The organism is Ereboglobus luteus, assembly GCF_003096195.1.
In the GTDB taxonomy this organism is placed as follows: domain Bacteria; phylum Verrucomicrobiota; class Verrucomicrobiia; order Opitutales; family Opitutaceae; genus Ereboglobus; species Ereboglobus luteus.
This window is the reverse complement of sequence record NZ_CP023004.1, coordinates 1,393,429-1,415,659: the sequence shown is the minus strand read 5'-3', so window position 1 is coordinate 1,415,659 and position 22,231 is coordinate 1,393,429. Positions and strand designations below refer to the sequence as shown.

The window sequence follows — 22,231 nt, the reverse complement described above, 5'->3', positions numbered from 1 at the left end:
GATTTTTGTTAAATATTTGTTATCGTGTCGCTCTCCCGATTGATAAAAACCCGCGTGACAATTGCCTGGCTCGCCGTGGCCGTCATTGGCGTGGCGGCGGGGGCGCACGGGTATTACGGCAAGCGAAGCGGAAAGGTTCAGGAACTTGAACACGCCGCGCGCGGCGCGGCGCTCGTCATGGCGATTCCGGAAGTGTCAAGGCTGACCGGCACGCGCGCCGACGAGTCGCGCGATGACTACAAGCACGTGAAAACCAGGCTGCGCGAAATGCGCGGCGTGTATCCGGGCCGCGGAAACATATATGTCTTTCGCATAAACCCGGAAACCGGGGACGCGGTATGCCTGGCGGATTCGATGGAGGATGACTCCCCGGCGGGGTCGCGACCCGGGGATGTTTTGCCGGGAAAATCAGCCGCGAATGACGCGCCAAGGACACTGCGCGACGGTGTCGTGACCATTAACAAATCGCTGTCCGACGAACACGGCCGCTGGATCACGGCCTATTCGCGAATCGAGGACGGCAGCGCGCGCAACTTCGTGCGCTTCGACAGGGACCGGAGGCGCTGGTGCGGCGGCCTGGCCGGAGCGGCGCTCACGCACGCCCTTTACGCATGGCTGCTGCTCGGCGTGCCCATATCGGTGTATCTTTTGGTGAAACATTATTCGAAGCAGGCCCGCTTCATCGAGCAACTGCGCGCCGCGGTGGACCAAAGCGCCGCCGGCATGGTGATCATAGACGAAAACGGCATCATCCGCTACGTGAACGACAGCCTGTGCGCCATGAGCAAGTTCACCCGCGAACAAATGGTTGGCCAACACTGGATGAACAGCGCGGAAGATCTCGACCGAGAGAAACTGGACCGGATGACGGAGATGTCAGCCAAGGGAAAATCGTGGTTCGAGGTTTTGGAGTGCGAGGACAAACACGGGAGGAAATACCTGGCGCGCATGACCTCCACGCCCGTGCATGACCGCGCGGGAAAAATCATCGCATACATCACGGTGGTGTCGGACATGAGCGAGTTTGTGCGCCAGGCCAACGAACTGCGCGAAGCCAAGGAGCAGGCCGAGGCGGCGGACAAGGCGAAGGGCATCTTCCTGGCGACAATGGGGCACGAAGTGCGCACGCCGCTCAACAGCATCATGGGCTACTCCGAATTGCTCAAGGACACCGCCCTGACGGACGAGCAGAGCGACTATGTGCGGTCGATCCGCGCCAGCAGCGAAATGCTCGGCAGGCTCGCGGAAAACATCCTCGATTTCACACGCGTCGAACGCGGCGTCATGAGAATAAAAAACGAGCCCGTCGACGTGCGCGTCGTGGTGAGAAACGTGCTCGACGGCATGATGCCCAGAATGGAAGGCAAGCGCCTGCGCGTCTGGCAGGACGTGTCGCCGGACGTCCCCGCGCACATCATGACCGACTCGACGCGATTGCAGCAGGTGCTGGCCAACCTGGTTGGCAACGCGGTCAAGTTCACACAAAAAGGCGAGGTCGGCGTGAAAGTGCGCATGCGCATGCTGACAACGCCGCCGTTCAAAACCCCCGCCGAAGGAGCGCCCGCTGAAAACGACCAGGCGCAGGAGGAAAAAATCCGCCTGCAATTTACCGTCAGCGACACGGGCATCGGCATCGCGCCCGAGGATCAATCGCGCCTCTTCAAACCCTTTGTGCAACTGGATTCGTCGGCGTCGCGCCACTACGAAGGCATCGGGCTCGGCCTGGTGATCTCGTATGACCTTGTGCGCCTGATGGGCGGCAGCATTTCGGTGGCGAGCGAAAAGGACAAAGGCTCGACCTTCTCGTTTGATATTATTTGCGGAAAAGCGGTCATGTAACGCCCGCCCCGCCGCCGCGAATCAAGCGCGGCCGTTGTTTTTTTCGGAAAAACTGTTTGGACACAAAGGCCCTCAAGGCGCTACACACCAACATCCTCAAAACCTGGCGCGTGCGAAGCACGCGGAAAAACACAATGAATTCGGCAATTACAATTTCATCCCGTGGGGGCGCACCTTGCGTGCGCCCCCACAATAAACAGCCACAATGAACACCCCGACGCTCGAGTCCTCCCTCGCCGAAATCGTCGGCGCGAAAAACATCCTCACCGAATCCGAGGATATCATCCCTTACAGTTTCGACGGCACCGCGGCGATCAAGCGGCTCCCGCGCGCGATCGTGTTTCCCTCCGACGCGCAACAGATTTCCGAAATCCTCAAGCTCGCGCGTTCGCAAACCCCACCCGTTCCCGTCGTCACGCGCGGCAGCGGCACGGGGCTTTCCGGCGGCAGCGTGCCGGTCGAGGGCGCGCTCGTTGTTTGCCTCACAAAAATGAACCGTGTCCTGGAATTGGACACGGCCAACCTCACGCTTCTCGCCGAGGCCGGCGCGGTGACGCAGGAAATCTACGACGCGGCCGACAAGGCCGGCCTGTTTTACCCGCCCGATCCCGGCTCGATGCGCGTCTCGACCATCGGCGGCAACGTCGCCGAAAACGCAGGCGGCCTGCGAGGTCTCAAATACGGCGTCACGCGCAACTACGTCATGGGCATGGAGGTCGTGCTCGCCGACGGCTCCGTGTGCTGGCTCGGCAACAAGTGCGTGAAGGATGTCGCCGGTTACAATCTCCGCGACCTGTTCATCGGCAGCGAGGGCACGCTCGGCATCATCACAAAGGTGCTGCTAAAGCTCCTTCCAAAGCCCGCCGCGCGCCAGACGCTTCTCGCCACCTACGCGCAAATGGACGCGGCGGCGGCGACCGTGTCCGACATCATCGCGTCGAAAATCATTCCCTGCACGCTTGAGTTTCTCGACCGGAAAACAATCCGCTGCGTCGAGGATTTCGCGCACGCCGGGCTTCCGCTCGACGCCGAGGCGGTGCTCCTCATCGAGTCCGACGGCCACGCCGCGGCCGTTGCCGACGAAGCCGCGCAAATCGAGGAAATCGCCCGCAAGCACGGCGCGACAAGCGTGCGCCGCGCGCGCGATTCCGCCGAGGCCGCGCAGCTCGCCACCGCGCGCCGCAGCGCGTTCAGCGCGCTCGCGCGCCTAAGGCCGACCACGATCCTTGAGGACGCCACCGTGCCGCGCAGCGAACTCGCGCACATGGTGCGTTTTGTCGAGGGCGTCGCCACGCGCCATGCGCTCGACATCGCGACCTTCGGCCATTTCGGCGACGGCAACCTGCACCCGACGATTCTCACTGACGAGCGCAACACCGACGAGATGCACCGTGTCGAGGCGGCAATGCGGGAGATCTTCGACGAGGCCCTGCGCGTCGGCGGCACGATCACCGGCGAGCACGGCGTGGGCCTTGCGAAAAAGAAATTCCTCCCCGCGCAACTCGGCGACGCCAGCTACACGCTGTTGAAAAACATCAAGCGCGCGCTCGATCCCGACGGCCTGCTCAACCCCGGAAAGATTTTCGACTAAAAATCAGCCCGCTCCATCCGATCTGTCTTATTCATTCCGCATTCCGAACTCCGCATTCCGCATTTCATGCAAAATCTCCTCAAGTCGCTCGACTACTCCGTGCTCCAGCAATGCATGCATTGCGGCATGTGCCTGCCCGTCTGCCCGACTTACGCGGAGACGAAAGAGGAGCGCCACGGGCCGCGCGGACGCATCTCGCTCATGCGCGCCATCGCCGACGGCGAACTCGAAGTCACGCGCGCGTTTGGTGACGAAATGTATTACTGCCTCGGCTGCCTCGCATGCACCAGCGCGTGCCCGGCGGGCGTCAACTACGCCGAACTTTTCGAGACCGCGCGCGCCGAGGTCGAGCGCCGGCATGTGATCAAATCGACGCAGCGCGACTTCTGGCGCTGGTCGGTTGTGAAGGTGCTTTTTACGCGCCCGCGTTTGCTGCGCCTCGCCGGACGCGGCTTGTGGCTCTGGCGAGTGACGGGCATGCAGGCGCTCACGCGCGCGCTGCGGCTTACGTATTTGCTGCCGCGCCGCCTCCGCGAACTCGAACCGCAGGCACCGCGCGTCGGCGCGAAATTTTCGCATCAGTTGATCAAGCCGGTCGAAACGCCGTCCAAAAAGGTAGCACGGACATTCTTGTCTGTGCCACCTTCGCAAACCGCCGTTCCGTTTCGCCGCGTCGCCGTGCTCACCGGCTGCGTGCAGGACCTCGCGTTTCCCGAGATCAACCGCGCCACGGTCGATGTGCTTCTCGCCAACAACTGCGAGGTTCACACGCCGCCCGTGCAGCCGTGCTGCGGCTCGCTGCACGCGCACAACGGCGACCTTGAATCCGCGCGCACGCTCGCGCGCCGCCTCATCGACATGATTCCGCCGGAAAGCTTCGACGCGATCATCAGCAACGCCGGCGGCTGCGGCTCGCACCTGCGGCACTACGATCATTTGTTGCGCGACGATCCGGCTTACGCGGCGCGCGCCGTGGAGTGGTCGCGCAAGCTGCGCGATATTTCCGAGTATCTCGTCGAGATCGATTTTCGCAAACCCGAGGCGCGCGCGGTCACGCAAACCGTGACGTATCACGAATCCTGCCATCTTTGCCACGGGCAGAAAGTCAGCGCGCAGCCGCGCGCGGTGTTGCGCGCGATTCCCGGTGTGGAGTTGCACGAATGCCCGGAGGCGACTTGGTGCTGCGGCTCGGCGGGCATTTACAACATCACGCAACCCGTCACCGCCGGACGCCTCCAGGATCGCAAAATGGCCAACCTCCGCCGCGCGCACGCGGGGATCATCACCACGGCAAATCCCGGCTGCCACCTGCAAATCCAAAACGGACTGCGCGCCGAAAAAGACACCATCACCGAGGTCGCGCACCCGGTCGTCCTCCTCGCCCGCGCCTACGCCGCCGAGCGCAAATGAACCCATGCGCGCGCATGATTGATTTGGGATCGCATTGGTGTTGCGGGAATGTCAATGTTGTCGCTTTTCCAATACCCAAACACAATCAGTCATGAAAAAACATATCGCTTATATTGCCCTTGCATTTGTCCTGCTGGTTCCCGCCTTCGCCCAAAAGAAATACGGCGGCGCCACCAAGCCCGAGCCGCAGATCAGCTCGCGAACCGGCATGGTTTCCGTCGGCTGGTGGGAACGCCACGCCAAGCTCGTTGATCGCGCCCAGGCGGGCGGTTTCGACATCATGTTCATCGGCGACTCAATCACGCACCAATGGGAAAACAAGGGGCTGAAAGTTTGGAACGAAAAACTCGCCCCTCTTGACGCGAAACCCTTCGGCATCGGCGGCGACCGCACGGAAAACCTCCTCTGGCGCCTGCAGTGGGGTCTTCTTGATGGCGAATCGAATCCGAAACTCGTCGTCATGATGATCGGCACCAACAACACCGGGCACCGCATGGACAAGCCCGCCGACATCGCCGCCGGCGTGAAAGCCTGCATCGACGAAATCCAAAAGCGCAAACCCGACGCCAAGATTCTCGTGCTCGCCATCTTCCCGCGCAGCGCCAAGGCCAACGACGAGAAACGGCTGAACAACGAGGCCGCGAACAAACTCATCCAGAAATTCGCCGACAGCAAAAAGGTTTACTACGCCGACATCAACAAGGTGTTCCTCACAGACAGCGGCGTCCTGGAAAAAAGCGTGATGCCCGACCTCCTCCACCTCACGCCCGATAGCTACCACCTTTGGGCCGACGCGGTCATTCCCGAAATCAAAAAAATCTATCCGGGAAAATAATCCAAATCGCCAAACCAGATTTTTCCTCCCGTTAATCTTCGGGCGCCGGCAAACACCGGCGCCCTTTTTATCGTCCGGCGCATCCGGCGCCATCAGCAAAAAAGGATGGCTGTCCGCGTCGCGATGTGGTTCAAGAAAGGCACATTTTTTTAACCGCCCAAATCCGCAACCCATCACACCCATGCGCACGATCAAACCACTCATCCTTCCGCAAATTCTCCTCGCGCTGCTCTCCTTGTTCGCGCTTGCAGCCTGCTCGGACAAAAAAAGCCCCGCCGGAGCGCAAACAGGCAAGGGCATTCAACACGAGCTTGTTGTCATCGACGAGGGCAGGGACACGCTTTTCTACATCAACGAGCGCAATCCGTCGAAAAACTGGCTCGTCAAAACCGGACTCCCCAAGGCGCGCGATTTGCAGCTCATCGGCGGCGGACGACTGCTTGTCGGTTATGACAACGGCTACGCCGAATACAATCTCGCCGACGGCAAACAGCTCAAAAAATACGACGCCCTCTCCGGCGTGACCTCGGTGCGCCGCCAGCCCGACGGCAACACGATTGTGACGGGTGTCGATCTCAGGGGTGGCAAGGGCGTGAGCGTGATCGTGCTCGACGCCACCGACAGAATCCGGACCACCACGGTTTATCCGGGCAACTACGTGCGCCTCATGCGCCAGACCGCGCAAGGCACCTACCTCATGGCCTGCGGCAACGAAATCCGCGAGGCCTCCACCGACGGACGTTACCTGAAAACTTATCCCGTCGAAGGTTTCAAAAACATGTGGAAGGCGATGCGCCTGCCGGACAACCGCATCATCGCCTCCGCCGGATACGGCGCGTTCATGGCCGAGCTCGACGCGGACGGCAACGTGCTCCGCAAATGGGGCGCCAAAGGCCAGGTGCCCGACAACGTGAACCCGCATTTCGCAGCCACATTCCAACTCCTCCCGAACGGTCACACCGTGCTCGCCAACTGGCAGGGACACGGCCCCGACCACGGCAAGTCCGGCGTGCAACTCCTCGAATTCGACAAGGACGGCAAGATCGTCTGGCAGTGGAGCAAGGCGGACATGATCTCGTCGCTCCAAGGAGTGCTCGTGCTCGACGGCCTCGACACCTCGCGCCTCCACGACGAACGCAACGGCGTGATGGAGCCGCTGTGATTTCTTACAGACCGCGAACAAACACAAACAACCGCAATCCCTCCACCCATGAAAAAATTCCTCATCCTCTGCCTTTTTCCCGTTCTCGCGCTGATGTCCTCGTGCAATGCGCAATCGTCGAACGACGAGCGCGATGTCGCCGTCGCCGCCGAAAAACTGCGCGCCGCCATGCTCTCGGCCAAGGCCGCCGACCTGAACGCCATCGCCGCCGACAACCTCCTCTACGGCCATTCCAGCGGACGCCTCGAAACCAAGACCGAGTTCGTCGACACGATTGTCAGCGGACGCTCGGTGTTCGTGACGATTGATATTACCGACCAGAAAATCAAGGTAACCGGCGACACCGCGATCGTCTGCCACACCTTCACGGCCAAGACCAATGACAGCGGCAAGCCCGGCAACGTGAAGATCGGCATCATGCTCGTCTGGCAAAAACAAAAAGGCGAATGGAAGCTGCTCGGCCGCCAAGCATTTAGAAAGTGACCTGCTGACATAAACAAAAAGCACAGGCAGAAACGCCTGTGCTTTTTTTGCGTTCAACAGTGCCGGTCGGCAGTCAGACCGGCATCATTATTTCCGGTTCAACTGCTTCGCGCCGATGTCGCGGCGGCAGTATTTTGTCTCGCACTCGATTTCGTCGCACGCGGCGTAGGCGCGACTCGCGGCCTCGGCGAGCGTGGGGGCGAGTGAGGTCACGCCGAGCACGCGGCCGCCGGCGGTGACGAGCCGGTTGTCTTTGTCGCGCGCGGTGCCGGCGTGGATGATTGTCGTTTGAGGCGGCAATGCGGCGGGAAGGGTGATGGGGATGCCTTTTGGAAATTTACCCGGATAACCCTTCGATGCGACAACCACGCAGATCGCGGCTTCGGGGCGCACGCGCACGTCGCGCGCGACCTCTGCGAGGTTGCCCTTGGCGGCGGCCCAAAGGAGCGCGAGCAAGTCGGTGTCGAGGCGCGGAAGCACAACTTGCGTTTCGGGATCGCCGAAGCGGGTGTTGTATTCGAGCACTTGCGGGCCGGTCGGCGTGAGCATGATGCCGATGAAAAGCGTGCCGCGAAAATCAATGCCCTCGTCGGCAATCGCGTTGACCGAGGGGCTCACGATTTCGCGGTCAATGCGCGCAAGCAATTCCGACGTGACCACCTCGGCGGGCGAATACGTGCCCATGCCGCCGGTGTTCGGGCCGGTGTCGCCGTCGCCGATGCGCTTGTGATCCTGCGAGGTCGGGAGGATGTAATAATCGCGCCCGGAAACGATCACGAGGATGGAAGTTTCCTCTCCAGTGAGGCAGGCTTCGATGAGGATTTTGGATTGGTCGGAAGCTGTCGCGGCGTTGAGCGCGAGAAGGTCGTGGACGGCGGCCTCGGCTTCGGCAGTGGTTTGCGCGACAACGACACCTTTGCCCGCGGCGAGTCCGTCGGCCTTGATCACGATAGGCGCGGGGTGCGTGCGAAGATATTCGACGGCAGCGGGTGCGTTGTCGAAGGTCGCGGCCTCGGCGGTGGGGATTTTGTATTTGAGCAGGATTTCCTTGGTGTAAATTTTCGAGGCTTCGAGACGCGCGCCGTCGGCCTTCGGGCCGTAGGCGGGGATGTTCGCGGCGGCAAGTGCGTCGACCAATCCAAGCGAAAGCGGCACCTCGGGACCAACGACCACGAAGTCGATTTGCTCGCGCTGCGCGAGTTCGACCAAGCCGACGATGTTATCGGCGGCAACCTCGGGGAAGCAGTGGATTTCATCGGCGATACCGGCGTTGCCCGGCGCGCAAACGACGCGCGGTTTTGCGGGCGACGCGAGGAGCGATTTGATGATGGCGTGTTCGCGTCCGCCGGAGCCGACGACAAGGATGGATTTCGGAAGGGTTTGTGACATGGGAAAATTCTAAAGGATTAGGGGATTGGACCTTAATCGACTTAAATCGATTCAAGTCGATTTAAGTCGAAGGAAAAACGCGGCGCGGTGTCACAACACCCGCAGCGTCTTTTTATAGAAATCCACAACCTCGTCGGGGTCGTTGCTGAAGAGGATGTAGTCGAGCATCCACGCGGGTGCGCGTTTGCTGGAGACCATTTCCTCCACCTGGTCGCGCAGGCTCGTCCAGAATTGCGCATTGTAGAATATATACGGGATGCGCGGCCGGATGCCGAGCTTGAGGTTGCACATTTCGATGCCGATTTCCTCGAGCGTGCCGACGCCGCCGACGTTGAAGATGCAAAAGTCCGCGACTTCGAACCATTTTTGGCGGTAATGGCGCGAGGTTTCTTGGAAGGTGTTGAAGAAGTCCACTCCGATCTCGGGCGGTTGCGCCTCGAGTTCCAGGAAGCATGCGCCGGTGAGCGCGCCCTTCATGCGGGCCTGCTCGGTGGCGAGTCGCATGACGCCGCCGCCGCCGCCGGTGAGGACGCCGACGTTGGTGCCGATGAAACCGGTCAGCTTGTCCATGAGCGAGGAGATGCGGTCGGTGTCGGTTTGGTCGAGCCCGACGGCGCTGCCATACATGGCAAGGATGGTGGATTCCTGGAACTTGCGGCCGAGCTCCTCGCGAATGAAGAAGCCGTGGTTTTTTTTGTAGGTGTGGAGGTAGAGGTCGTTGAGTTGGGAGTTGTGCCAGTAAACGTCGATGCCGATGTCGTGGTAGTTTTCGAGGCGGCCGTGCGCGTTGTAGGAGAGGAAGAAACCGTGCGTGCGCGAGGGCTTGCGGAAGATGATGCGGCGGAGCTTGAGGTTGGGCAGGCGCGCGAGGAGCTCGATGTGCTCGGGAAGGTTAGGGAAGGTGTCCACGAGGAGCGTGTCGGCGTCCTCCGGCGCGGCGTCGAGCGCCTGAATGAGCGTGCGGTAGCCACAGGCACCGGCGGCGTTGATCTTGTCCCTGAGCGTGGCGGCGTCGGTGAACTGGCCTGCGTTGATGAACACGCTGGTGTTATCCTGCGTGGCGTTTTGCCCCTTGAAGGTGACGCGGGTGCGCGGTTTCGGCGGTTCGACAGAGCCGTTGTCCTTGGGCGGGGTTTCGTCGAGCGCACCGTAGATGTCGGTCGCGGTGGAGAGGAGGCGCGCGCGTTTTTTGGCGAGGGTTTTTGTGTCGGTGTCGGCGGGTGTCGGGGCGCGGAAAACTTCGACTGACACGACGGGATTTACAACGGGCTGGTCGCCGGGGTTGTAGATTTCGAGCATGATGTTCGTGCCGAAGGTTTTTATCGGGTCGAGGAGCACGGCGGAAGTGTGAATGCCGAAGTTGCCGACGCCGCGGTTGAGCAGCACGTAGTGCTCTTTCAAATACATGGAGCAACTGGTGAGGATGCCCGAGCGCGGCTCGACGGTGAGGATGGGCGTCTCATGGCGCACCTGCACCTTGTCGAGGTAGGCGCGGCCGGCGTTGCCGGAGACGAGCGCCTCGAAATCGGCGCGCTGGAGCCTCGGGTTGAGCGTGTAGCGCACGGGGTGCGATGTGAGAAACACGCTGCCGTTGCGGTCGATGCTAATGGTATTGGGGAGCTTGATGGCGTTGGCGGAAATGGCGTCCCAGATTTCCGTGGAGGAAAGCTTTTGCGACTCGGGCGCGTAGAAGAGGCGGCCGATGGGCATGCCGGAGCGGAAGAGTTTTTTCCAATAGGGCGCGTTGGGAAACGAGTGGTCGAAGAGAAACGTCTCGGCGTCGAACACGAGGCGGTTGCCGTCGACGGTGAGCGGCGTGGCGCGCATGATTTCGAGGCCGATGCGCGCGAGCGTGCTGCGCTCGGTGAAGTGCAGGTCGTCGAGGTGCTCCTTCATGAAGTCGAACTCGGCGGGGTTGCGCGGCCAGAAGGCGATGGTGAGCGAAACGGTGTGCTCGGAGAGATTGGGCCGGACGGTGAGGACCTGTCCGTCGAGGCTGGTCCAGAATTGGTCGTTGTTCATAGCCATGTGACAAAATGATTGAACGATATCGGCATTGATTGAAAGCCTTGTTCTTTTGGAAAAGGACGCGCGCGCCCGATCGGACACACCATGCACTGATGTGCATCGCTTAATATTTCCAAAGCAGGCTTCGCCTTATGCCTTGCGCCTTGGTGACAACACGCGCCGGATGCCAAGCAATGCCGCCACGGAAGCCATGAGCCAATACGACACCATGCCTCCTCCTCCGCCGCCGCTCGACTCGCCTGGGTTTGTGCCGCCGCCGGGCGTGATTGGCGGATTGGGCACTGTGCCGGATGAAGCCGGGGCTGCCGTGATGTTGAGCGTGACAACCTGCCCGGTATACAAATCGAGTTCGCGAATAGCCGCATTTCCAGTATCGGCGATGTAAAGTTTGCTTCCGCCGAGCGCAACGTCCGAGGGATGATTAAACCATGCCTCCTCGCCAACGCCATCCTTGAGGCCGGTGATGCCGGGCAATCCGGCAAGGGTGAGGACTTGGCCCTCGGGAGTGACAAAGCGTATGGTGGAGTTGCCGGTGTCGGCCACATAGATGTTGCCGCTTGAATCAATCGCCATGCCTCCGGGATTGTTGAAACGGGCCTCGTCGCCCACGCCGTCCTCATATCCGCTCACTCCGGGCAGGCCGGCGAGCGTGCTGATGGGAGGGACCATATACTTTTGCGGCGAACCGAGTTCCCTAATGACGTGATTGTAACTATCGGCCACATAGGTGCTCCAATAGAGGTAATCGTTGTTCGGCATGGTTACAGTGACGCTGGCGGCAGTCACAGGGTCTGACGCGGTATTTGAAATGGCAGCCTGAATGGACGCGGGCAAAGGGGTGGCGGCATAAGCGGATGACCAACCCGATCTTTTTGCGATCCCAGAGGGGCGGTTCAGGTAGGCGTCCTTGGCAGCACCGTCCTTGTGTCCGGATACGCCGCCGACTCCCGCCCGAGTTGTCGTTGTGCCGCTGCCACAAACACTGCGAACGGTGTGTGACGTCGCATCGGCAACGAGAATGAAGTCTCCCGAGTCAGACATGTCCAAAAATATGGCCGTCGGCGCGGAAAACGTAGCGTTGCCGCCCGCGCCGTCGGCATGTCCGCGTTGACTGGGCGAACCCGCCAGTGTCGCCACAACCCCGTCGGGCGAGATGGTGCGTATGAGCGCGTTGCCGGTGTCAGCCAGAAAGAGCCTAGCCGCGGCATCCGCCGATATGCCCTTGGGTTGGTTGAATCTCGCGGCGGTTCCCGTGGCGTCCGTCGCCCCCGTTTGTCCGGGAGAGCCGGCAAGGATGCGAGCTTCGGTTGTGGCGAGGTTAACGGCCTGCACGGTGTGCAGCGAATCGTCGGTCACATAGAGCGTGCCGCTGACGCAAACAAGCGAGGCGGGGTTGGGAAATACGAGCGGGGCAACGTCCAGCGTGATGGCGGAGCCACCCGGCAACATTCCCCCGCTTGCAAGCGCGCAGCGATACTGGTTGCCGCTCATGTTGCCGGTGGCGGCGTTGATGCCCAATGTCCCCGTGTTGACGCCGGTGTAGGTCGCATTGTTGGCAAGCCTGCTCCATGTGTTTCCGCCATCGGTGGACACTTCCCATTGCACGGCGGGCGGCGGATTGCCGCTAATATCGGCCGTGAGCGCAACAGAACGGCCCGCGGACACGGCGTGCGTGGTTATCGGCGCGGGAGTTGGGTATGTGATATTGAGCGTGGCCTCTTGGCTGACCGTGGTGCCAGTGGAATTCCAAACCACCACACGGTATTTTCCCGAATCAGCAGGGCGGAGATCCCGTATGCATAGGGAGCGGAGTTTGGTGGAGTCTTTTTGGGGATTTGTATAATCATCACTGCGATATTTTTCCGAATACTCCATATCGACACCGTCTTTTTGCCATTGAAAACGGGACGCCACCCCGCTTGTGAGAACGTATAATCCGATGCTGCCGCCCTTGGTGTAATCAACCACGATGGGTTTTCCATTAACATAACCGTCATCGTCATTACGCGACACCGTCGGTTGCTTGGTAATAACAGGGGCTTCCGCCGGCGGCAGAATGGTGAGAGTCGCCGGATTGCTATGGCTGGTGCGCCCCCAGCGATTGGTCACCGCCACACGATAGGTTCCGGAATCGGCCACCATGAAATTATATGTTTCGAGAAACGCTTTTCCATATTGATCAACCCCGCACTCGATTGACACATCCGCGCCGTCTTTCTGCCATACGCATGTGAGGGGCCCCTCATTACTGCCCGCGAGAATGGAACCCACCGCAATCGTGGCGCTCAGGGATGAATTCGACACCGTTCCCTCGGTAACAGTCACATCCTTGGGATGAAAAACAAATGACGGCGGCGGATGCGGCGTGACCGTCAGCGTGCCGGATTCACTGATAATTTCCCCGCCCGCCGAGTCGCGGATTTTCACGCGATACACGCCCGCGTCAGACATCATGCAGTCGCTGATATTCAGAAGCTCTGTGTCCGCGCCCGATACACGCGGGAAGCCCACGATTATTTGCCCGTTGTCCGGAAATGCGATGTCAACCCCGTCCTTCTGCCATTGATATGTCAGTGAGCCGCTGCCCGCCGCCGTGACAGAAAAAAAGACCGCGCTAGGGTCTTTTGACTCGGAGAACAGAATATGTATGCGCGAAACACCATGACCCTCGGTTCGAGTGATGCTGACAGGCTGCTGGGTTATTTGCAAAGATTGCGCTGATGCCTGAGCCGCCAAAAGACCGGCCACCGCCACAAGCATTGATATGGTGGCCGATTTTCGAAGTAAACCCGTTTTGATTGAAATAAAATTGGAGCGGAGAAAAGGCATAATAATGGGAGGGTTTCAGAGCTGTCGCAGAAAATGGCGGCAACCTCATAATTGGCAATGCATTTTACGTGCGCGCTTACCTGGATGGATTTTTCGTTCTAGTGTAAATCTTCATTCCAAAACCAAATGATATGCCATGCACTTCTGCGTTTACTATTGAAATCACCGGCCGTTAAAAATCTCATCTTTTTATGAAACGCCTCTTCGTTTTTATTTTTACCCTCGGTTGTTTTTATCTCAATTGCGCCGCCTCCGCGCAAACTCCCGCAAACGACACGCGCCTGCTCCGCTTTCCCGCCACGAACGACACCGACATCACCTTCTCCTACGCCGGCCAGCTCTACACCGTGGGCGTCAAGGGCGGTGTCGCGCGACGCCTCACCAGCGGGCCGGGCTACGCAATCTTCCCGCGCTACTCGGCGGACGGAAAACAGCTCGCCTTCACCGCGCAATACGACGGCAACACCGAGGTCTACGTCATGCCCGCAAACGGCGGCGCGCCCAAACGCCTCACCTACTCCGCCACGCTCGGCCGCGACGATCTCGCCGACCGCATGGGCCCGGACAACATCGTCATGACCTGGCGCAACACCGCCGACGAAATCACCTACCGCTCGCGCTGGCGCAGTTGGGACCCGTTCATCGGCCACCTCATGAGCGTCAACCTCGACGGCAACCTGCCCGTGCAACTCCCCGTGCCGCGCGGCGGCTTCGTCACCTATTCGCCCGACGACACCAAGATCGCCTACAACCGCGTCTTCCGCGAATTCCGCACATGGAAAAATTACCGCGGCGGCATGGCCGACGACATCTGGATCTACGACCTCAAAACCGGCGCGCTCGAAAACATCACCAACAACCCCGCGCAAGACCTCTTCCCCATGTGGGCGCCGAACAACCGCATCTACTTCGTCTCCGAGCGCACCGGCCGCGCCAATCTCTTCGTTTACGACCCCGCCAAAAAGCAAACGCGCCAGCTCACCGATTACACCGACTACGACGTCAAGTTCCCCTCCATCGGAAAAAAATCCCTCGTCTATGAGCACGCCGGGCAAATCTGGCGCCTCAACCTCGCCACGGAAAAATCCGCGCCCGTCGACATCAGCATCCGCGAAGACCTCGCCTCCGCGCGCCCCGTGCTCGCAAAAGTCAAACCCTCCTCCGTCCGCCCCTCGCCCGACGGCAAGCGCGTCGTCGTGACCGCGCACGGCGACGTTTTCACCGCGCCGCTCAAGGACGGTCCCGTGCGCAACCTCACGCAAACCCCCGCCGCCCACGAACGCGACGCCTCGTGGTCGCCCGACGGCAAACACATCGCCTACCTCTCCGACGCCACCGGTGAATTCGAACTCTACATCCGCCCGCAGGACGGCTCCGGCGAGCCCGTGCAACTCACCACCGGCGCCACCACCTACTACGCCCTGCCCCGCTGGTCGCCCGACTCGAAAAAACTCCTCTGGACCGACCGCGAGCAACGCCTCCGCACCATCGATATCGAAACAAAAACCATCACCCTCGTCGCGCACAACCCCGACTACGTCATTCGCCAATACGCCTGGTCGCCCGACTCCGCCCTCATCGCGTGGACGCACCAGACGCGCGGCGCGCTCTCGCGCATCAAGATTTTCAACACAGCCGACGGCTCCACGACCGACGCCACCGACGGCTGGTATGCCGCCAACTCCCCCGCCTTCAGCGACGACGGCCAATGGCTCCTCTTCGCCAGCGCGCGCAACTTTAACCCCGTTTATTCCGACACCGAGTGGAACCACGCCTACAAAAACATGGAGCGCATCTACATGATCGCCCTCTCCAAGGAAACCAAGTCCCCCCTCGCCCCCCGGAGCGACGAAGTCGGATTGAGTGGCACGGGCGACTCGCCCGTGGGATCGAAAAACACGGCCGACACGGCCATGCCATCCGACGCCGCAACCCCAAGCACGGACAAGTCGTCCGCACCACCCAAACCACACGGGCGGGTCGCCCGTGCCACAAAATCCGCCCCGCCCCCTCCAAACTCGATCCCGACGGTCTCGCCTCGCGCATCGTCGCGCTCCCCGTCGAATCCTCGAACTACGCCAACCTCCGCATGGTCGGCGACCGCGTCTTCTACCAACGCCGCCCCGGCGGCCCCGTCATGGGCGACGGCGGCGGGGAAGGATTCGGCGCCACGCAAAAAACACGCACCGTCATCGCCGCCTACAATCTGAAAGAGCGCAAGGAAACCATACTCGGCAACTACGACGCCTGCGAAATCACCGCCGACGGCAAAAAAATGCTCGTCCGCGACAAAAGCACCTACGCCCTCGTCGACCTCCCGAAAGATAAAATCAGCATCAAGGACAAACTCGACCTCTCCAACCTCCAGCTCCGCATCGACCGCCGGGCCGAGTGGGCGCAAATCTTCAATGAAAGTTGGCGCCAAATGCGCGACTGTTTCTATGCACCCAACATGCACGGCGTTGACTGGCCCGCCCAGCGTGACAAATATGCAAAACTCCTCCCGCACGTCGCCACGCGCAACGACCTCACCTACCTCATCGGCGAAATGATCTCCGAGCTCCACGCCGGCCACGCCTACGTCGGCGGCGGCAGGCGCGCCATTGCTCATCGCATCCAAACCGGACTCCTCGGCGCCCGGCTCACCCGCGACACCGCCACCGGCTATTATCAAATCACAAAAATCCTCCGCGGCGAAAACTGGGAAAAATCCACGCGCTCCCCGCTCACCGAACTCGGCGTCAACGCCCGCGAAGGCGACTACCTCCTCGCCATCGACGGCAAACCCACACGCGACATGCCCAACCCCTACGCCGCGCTCGTCGGCACCGCCGGCAGCCAAGTCACCCTCCGCCTCGCCTCCAAGCCCGACGCCGCGGCGGACGACGCGCGCGACGTCGTCATCGTTCCCATCGCCGACGAAGCCCCGCTCTACTACACCAACTGGGTTCTCAACAACATCGACTACGTTGCGAAAAAAACCGGCGACCGCGTCGGCTACCTGCACATCCCCGACATGGGCCCCGAGGGCCTCAACGAATTCGTGCGCCGCTTCTACCCGCAGCTCCAAAAGGAGGCTCTCATCATCGACGTGCGCGGCAACGGCGGCGGCAACGTCTCGCCCATGATAATAGAGCGCCTCCGGCGCGAACTAGTCATGATCAACCTCGCCCGCAACGGCACCCCCGCGACCAACCCCGCCGGCATGCACCTCGGCCCCAAAGTCACGCTCATGGACGAATACTCCGCCTCCGACGGCGACATCTTCCCCTATCGCTTCCGCGAGATGGGCCTCGGCAAACTCATCGGCAAGCGCAGTTGGGGCGGCATTGTGGGCATTACGAGCAGCCTGCCCTTCATGGATGGCGGCACCCTGAACATCCCGCAATACGCATCCTACTCAAAGGACGGCAAGGAGTGGCCCATTGAAGGCTACGGAGTCGATCCCGACATCGTGGTGGACAACGACCCCGCGCGCGAAATGAAAGGCGAGGACCAGCAACTCGACCGCGCCATCGAGGAAATCCTCGCCGAGCTAAAAACCAACAACCCCAAGCTCCCCCCTCCCCGCCCTGGCCCGTGAAACCGGCGAAGTAATCCCATTTACGCCTAAGGTTTACTCCTTAGGCGTCATCAAAGGTAGGCCGGTTGGAAGATTGCCGCTATCGCTCGAAACGCCGTTACCGAGCGCAAGCGGCATCTGCCAACCGCCGGGGTTGTCTCTCGTAATTCTCGGCGCGCTCAGCGAGCACGCCCTACCAATTAAAGACCAAAACTAGCTCGTAAATGGTATAAAGGCGCACTTTCGCGCGACCCGTCTTTACTTCATCTTCTCCGCCTTGGCGCGGATTTGTTCGGTGATGGTGATGGCGACTTCGAGCGCGGTTTTGCCGAGCGCGGCGCCGACCTTGGGTTGCTTCGCCTCGCGCACGCTGCTCACAAACGAACTTAATTCGAGCGCGAGCGGCTCGCCTTTTTCGATGGGAATGTCGATCACCGGAATCGAGCTGACGTCGCCCGCCTTCGCCAGGCCGACTTTCATTTTCAGGCCGTAGGCGATGATGTCGCTTTTCTTCACGAGGTGACCCTTCTGGTTCATGAAGTCGAGCGAGAGGTAGGCGTTTTCCTGGAAGACGCGGATTTCGCGGTTGCGCTTCAGGCTCAGGCGGCTGGCGCTGAGGTTGGCCACGCAGCCGTTTTCAAATTCGATGCGCGCGTTGGCAATGTCCTCGGTTTTGGAGAGGATGTTGATGCCCATTGCGTCGATTTTCAGGATGGGCGATTTCACGAGCGCAAGCACGATGCCGATGTCGTGAATCATGAGGTCGAGCACGACGCCCACCTCTGTGCCGCGCGTCTGGTAGGTGCCGAGGCGCTCGGTCGTGATGTAGCCGGGGCGGTTGATTTCCTTTTCGAGAAAACTCATCACGGGGTTGAAGTGCTCGACATGGCCGACTTGCACGAGGCAGTTGTTGGACTGCGCGGCGGCGAGCACTTGAGAGGCTTCCTCGAGCGAGGCGCAAAGCGGTTTTTCGATGAGCAGGTGGCAGCCCTTGGCGAGGAGCGGGAGGGCGACTTGCGCGTGCTTGTCGGTCGGCACGACAACCGAAACCGCGTCGCACGCGTCGGCGAGTTCGTCGAGCGATGAAAACGCGCGGCAATTGTGCAGCGCCGAGATTTCCTTCGCGCGCTCGGGGTTGGCCTCGTAGATGCCGGCAAAATCGACCCCTTTCATGCCCGCGTAAATGCGCGCATGGTGCTGGCCGAGCGAGCCGGTGCCAACGACACCGCAGCGGATTTTTTCGTCTTTTTTGAAGAATTTCAGCATGAGATTTTGTCGTGGTTTTAGCGCACGGAGCGCAAGGTTCCTTCGTGCAAAAAGTATTCGCGCGCGGTGCGTTGCGCGTAAAGCGGGTTGTGTGTGACGAGCACGAGCGCGGTGTTTGTCTCGGCGCAGATGCCGAGCAGGAGGTCCATGACGCTGTCGGCGGTTTTTTCGTCGAGGTTGCCGGTCGGCTCGTCGGCAAGGACGAGGCGCGGCGAGTTCATGAGCGCGCGGGCGACGGCGACACGCTGGCGCTCGCCGCCGGAGAGTTGCGAGGGCAAATGGTGCCCGCGATCCTTCAATCCCACGCGCGCGAGCAGTTCGGCGGCGCGTGAACGCGCGGCGTTGTCAGCATTGCCCGCGATTCGCCGGGCCATGAGGATGTTTTCAAGCGCGTTGAGCTCGGGAATCAGGTAAAACGCCTGGAAGATGATACCGAGAAACCGGCCGCGCGCGGCGTTGTCAATTTTTGGAAAACCATCCCACGAGAGCGTGCCGGCATCGGCGTTGTCGAGCGCGGCGAGGAGGTTGAGCAGTGTGGATTTCCCCGAGCCTGATTCGCCGCGAATGCTCACGCTCTCGCCGGCGTTGATATGGAAATCGACATCGTGAAAAACCTCCAGCTCGCGATTGCCGCTCCTGTAGGTTTTGCGCAAGGCGCGGGCGCTTAAAACGGGAGCGCTCATGCGCGGGCCTGCGTCACCTTGTTGCGTGTTTTTGAAAATTTTACTCACTGCGCATCGCCTCCACGGGTTTGAGTTTTGCGGCGCGCCACGCGGCGACAAGGCCGGCGAGCGTGGACATGCCGATGGCGAAGGCGCAGATGATCGCAATGTCCGCGCCGGTGATGTGCGCGGGCACCTTGGTGAATTCATAAATCTCCACGAGCAAATCCCAGTTGCCGGTAAGCCGCGCGATGAGCCGCGCGATCGGGTCGATGTTGGCAAGCGTGAGCAGGCCGATCGACACTCCGAGCGCGGTGCCGATCACGCCGACAATCACGCCCTGAAAACAAAAGCACATGGCCGACTGCCACGGCGACGCGCCGAGCGCGCCGTAGAGCCCGATTTCGCGCGTCTTGTGCGCCACGGCGACAAGCAGCATCGCCGTCACCAGGAACGCCACGACAAAAACCACCATCGACACGATCAGGATGATCATGAGGCGCTCGATCTTGAGCGCGAAGAGAAACGCCTCGCCCGACTGCATCCATGTGCGCGCGCGCATCCGGCTGCCCGGCGGCAAGGAGGCGTTGATTTCACCCGCGATAGCATCGACATCGGCATCGGGCGCGATGCGCACGTTGACGCCGTATGCGCCCTCGCCGAGCCCGTAGAGATCCTGCATGCGGCGGAGCGTCACGATGGCGACCGACTTGTCGAGTTGCTGGTGCCCGAATTCGTAAACGCCCGCGACCGTCAGCTCGGTTGGCATCATGTAGGCGTCCTGGCTCAGGCGTTCGAGCGTGAGCGGGCTTACCACGGTGACTTTCGAGCCGACGCGCGCGCTGATCGAGGCGGCAAGCCCCGCGCTCAAAACCACCGCGTCGTCGTCGAGATCCGCCATGGAGCCTTCGCGCAGGTATTTTGAAATGGGAATCACTTTCTCAACACTTTCCGGGGCCACGCCGACGATGCCCGGATAACCCGGCCTGCCCTGGTGCTCGATCATCACGATGCCCTCGGCGGTCGGCGTGCTCGCGACAACGCCGGGCACTTTGTTGATGATTTCCTGAATCCGCTCCGGATTCTCGATGAACGCGCCGCGCACCTGAATTTCGCCGCCCGTGTCAATGATCATCCGGCCGTATTTGAAGCCGAAACCGCTCATCACGCCGATGATGATAATGAGCATCCACACACCGAGAAACACGCCCAGTGTCGAGATGCACGTGAAAAACGTCATCCACCTCCCCGACGGGAAAAGCTGCTTGAAGGCGAGGTAGAGATACCAGGGCATGGTCACGCGGCGGCGTTGCCGCCGCTAATGAAAAATGGATAATGAAGAATGTATAATGGGAACGGACTCATGTGTGCAATCGCGTGCTCGGCTTGTGCATTTTTCATTATACATTTTCCATTATTCATTAGGCGGCGGGCGCCGAATCAGTTGCCGTTGCCGCGCTCGGGCGCAACTGTGGGAAAAGAATCACATCGCGGATGCTGTCGGCGGCGGACAGCAGGATGCAGAGGCGGTCGATGCCGATGCCCATGCCGCCGGCGGGCGGCATGCCGTGCTCGAGCGCGAGGAGAAAATCGTTGTCCACTTTTTGCTGCTCGCCGCCGGCCTGCGCCTCGAACATCGCGCGCTGCACGTCGGGGTCGTTTTGCTCGCTGTAAGCGGGCGCGACTTCCATGCCGCCGATGGTCAGCTCGAACACGTCGATCACGCTCGGGTCCTCGAGGTTTATTTTTGCGAGCGGGCAAAGCTCCTTCGGCAGGTGCGTGACGAAGGTCGGCTGGATGAGCGTGTGCTCGATTTTCTTGGAGAAAATTTCGTTGGTGACTTCGAAGTCCTCCCACGTCGGGTCAACGAAGAGGTCGATGCTTTTGCAGTAGGCGATTTTTTCGTCCTTCGAGCGACCGAACCAGTTCGCGTCGCCGGTGAATTGCGTGATGAGGTCCTTGTAGCGCACCTCGCGCCACTCGCCGGCGAAGTTGATGTCGTGCGTGTTGCCGTCCTTGTCGGTGAACTTGATCGTGTCCGAGCCGATCACGTCGCGGCAAAGCCCCTGGAACAAATCGCGCACGAGCGTCATCATGCCGCGGTAGTCGCTGTAGGCCTGGTAGACTTCGAGCATGGTGAACTCGGGGTTGTGCTTGCGGTCCATGCCCTCGTTGCGGAAGTTGCGCCCGAGCTCGAACACGCGGTCGTAGCCGCCGACGAGCATGCGCTTCAAATAAAGCTCCAGCGAGATGCGCAGCACGAAGTCGATGTTGAGCGCGTTGAGGTGCGTCTCGAACGGACGCGCCGCCGCGCCGCCCGCCACGCCCTGCAGGATCGGCGTCTCGACCTCGATGAATTTGCGGTCCTCAAGAAAACGGCGGACATACGAGATGATGCGCGAGCGCTGCATGAGGCGTTTGCGCGACTCGGCGTTGACGATCAAATCGAGGTAACGCTGGCGGTAAACCTGCTCGTCGTTTGTGAGGCCGTGCCATTTTTCGGGCAACGGGCGCAGCGCCTTCGACACGAGCGTGTAGCTCTCGACGCGCACGGTGATCTCGCCGGCCTTCGTCTTGAAGAGCGTGCCCGTGACGCCGATGAAATCGCCGAAGTCGAGTTTCTTGAACGCGGCGTAGGCGTCCACGCCGAGCACGTCGCGCTTCACATAAAGCTGAATTTGCCCCTGCTGGTCGAGGATCTTGACGAACCCGCTGCCGCCCTGAATGCGAAAAGTGACGAGCCGGCCCGCGACGGAAAGCCGCACGGCGTTGTCCTCGCCCTCGACGTAGCATTTTTTGGCGTCGTCGGAAAAATGCGTCTGTTCGCAATTGGCGCGAAACGGATCGAAACCCGCCGCGCGCAAGTCGGCGAGTTTTTGCCGGCGCACGGCAACCTGGTCGTGGGAAATGTCTGTCGGGATGTCGCTCATTGATGAAAACGCAAACGGTGACGTCCGTGGCGCGCTTGGGCAATGGGAAATTGATCGCGGCGGATGGCCGGAATGATTCGGTCGCGGCACGGAACCGGGAACCGTTGGCCGGGCGCGGTTTGTCAAAATAGTATGAAATATTTGTTTCATTTTTATCAAATCCGCGCGCTTTGCCTAATGCACTTGATATTGCGTGTGATGAAACAATTTTTTTCCCGCTGGTGTTTGATATTGCGCGCTCCGGA

At 60.8% G+C, this 22,231-nt stretch carries 15 protein-coding genes; 8 read left to right on the top strand and 7 right to left on the bottom strand.

Annotated features, from left to right (window positions below; genetic code table 11):
- Positions 1-24: 24 nt before the first annotated feature.
- The 6 genes from CKA38_RS05120 (at position 25) to CKA38_RS05095 (ending at position 7,320) form a co-directional block, all read left to right on the top strand.
- Complete coding sequence (locus CKA38_RS05120; protein ID WP_152032686.1) at positions 25-1,839, top strand: PAS domain-containing sensor histidine kinase; 1,815 nt, start codon at positions 25-27, stop codon at positions 1,837-1,839.
- Between the two features lie 205 nt (positions 1,840-2,044).
- Complete coding sequence (locus tag CKA38_RS05115; RefSeq protein WP_108824529.1) at positions 2,045-3,430, top strand: FAD-binding oxidoreductase; 1,386 nt, start codon at positions 2,045-2,047, stop codon at positions 3,428-3,430.
- A 66-nt stretch (positions 3,431-3,496) separates the two neighbouring features.
- Positions 3,497-4,840 (top strand): (Fe-S)-binding protein, encoded by a 1,344-nt coding sequence (locus CKA38_RS05110; RefSeq protein WP_108824528.1) that lies wholly within the window; start codon positions 3,497-3,499, stop codon positions 4,838-4,840.
- 91 nt (positions 4,841-4,931) lie between these two features.
- Entirely contained in the window at positions 4,932-5,675 is a 744-nt protein-coding gene (locus CKA38_RS05105) for a GDSL-type esterase/lipase family protein (RefSeq protein ID WP_108824527.1), read from the top strand.
- 181 nt (positions 5,676-5,856) lie between these two features.
- Positions 5,857-6,837 (top strand): NHL repeat-containing protein, encoded by a 981-nt coding sequence (locus CKA38_RS05100; RefSeq protein ID WP_108824526.1) that lies wholly within the window; start codon positions 5,857-5,859, stop codon positions 6,835-6,837.
- Positions 6,838-6,885: 48 nt separating this feature from the next.
- A complete protein-coding gene (locus tag CKA38_RS05095; protein ID WP_108824525.1) occupies positions 6,886-7,320 on the top strand; it encodes a nuclear transport factor 2 family protein in 435 nt (144 codons plus the stop codon).
- An 87-nt stretch (positions 7,321-7,407) separates the two neighbouring features.
- On the opposite strand, the gene purD is transcribed toward CKA38_RS05095, so the two are convergent.
- The 3 genes from purD to CKA38_RS05080 all read right to left on the bottom strand — a co-directional run bounded on the left by purD (position 7,408) and on the right by CKA38_RS05080 (position 13,446).
- Positions 7,408-8,709, bottom strand: a complete 1,302-nt coding sequence (gene purD / locus CKA38_RS05090) for a phosphoribosylamine--glycine ligase (protein WP_236919163.1) — start codon at positions 8,707-8,709, stop codon at positions 7,408-7,410.
- A 90-nt stretch (positions 8,710-8,799) separates the two neighbouring features.
- Entirely contained in the window at positions 8,800-10,737 is a 1,938-nt protein-coding gene (locus tag CKA38_RS05085) for an LOG family protein (protein WP_236919162.1), read from the bottom strand.
- A gap of 129 nt (positions 10,738-10,866) precedes the next feature.
- Positions 10,867-13,446 (bottom strand): hypothetical protein, encoded by a 2,580-nt coding sequence (locus CKA38_RS05080; protein WP_236919161.1) that lies wholly within the window; start codon positions 13,444-13,446, stop codon positions 10,867-10,869.
- A 311-nt stretch (positions 13,447-13,757) separates the two neighbouring features.
- Here CKA38_RS05080 and CKA38_RS16295 point away from each other — a divergent pair, with 311 nt between their 5' ends.
- Positions 13,758-15,776 carry a S41 family peptidase gene (locus CKA38_RS16295; protein WP_236919160.1) on the top strand — a complete coding sequence of 673 codons (2,019 nt, stop codon included), beginning with the start codon at positions 13,758-13,760 and terminating at the stop codon, positions 15,774-15,776.
- Positions 15,704-17,149, top strand: coding sequence for a S41 family peptidase (locus CKA38_RS15950; protein WP_338031105.1), 1,446 nt, complete (start codon positions 15,704-15,706; stop codon positions 17,147-17,149). Before CKA38_RS16295 ends, CKA38_RS15950 begins: the two co-directional genes overlap by 73 nt.
- Positions 17,150-17,386: 237 nt before the next feature.
- Here CKA38_RS15950 and CKA38_RS05070 read toward each other — a convergent pair whose 3' ends face one another.
- The 4 genes from CKA38_RS05070 to lysS all read right to left on the bottom strand — a co-directional run bounded on the left by CKA38_RS05070 (position 17,387) and on the right by lysS (position 21,986).
- Entirely contained in the window at positions 17,387-18,394 is a 1,008-nt protein-coding gene (locus CKA38_RS05070) for a Gfo/Idh/MocA family protein (protein ID WP_108824522.1), read from the bottom strand.
- A gap of 17 nt (positions 18,395-18,411) precedes the next feature.
- On the bottom strand, positions 18,412-19,077 hold the full coding sequence (locus CKA38_RS05065; protein WP_108824521.1) for an ABC transporter ATP-binding protein: 666 nt from the start codon (positions 19,075-19,077) through the stop codon (positions 18,412-18,414).
- 40 nt (positions 19,078-19,117) lie between these two features.
- Positions 19,118-20,350 (bottom strand): ABC transporter permease, encoded by a 1,233-nt coding sequence (locus CKA38_RS05060; protein WP_108824520.1) that lies wholly within the window; start codon positions 20,348-20,350, stop codon positions 19,118-19,120.
- Between the two features lie 127 nt (positions 20,351-20,477).
- A complete protein-coding gene (gene lysS / locus CKA38_RS05055; protein ID WP_108824519.1) occupies positions 20,478-21,986 on the bottom strand; it encodes a lysine--tRNA ligase in 1,509 nt (502 codons plus the stop codon).
- Positions 21,987-22,231 lie beyond the last annotated feature (245 nt).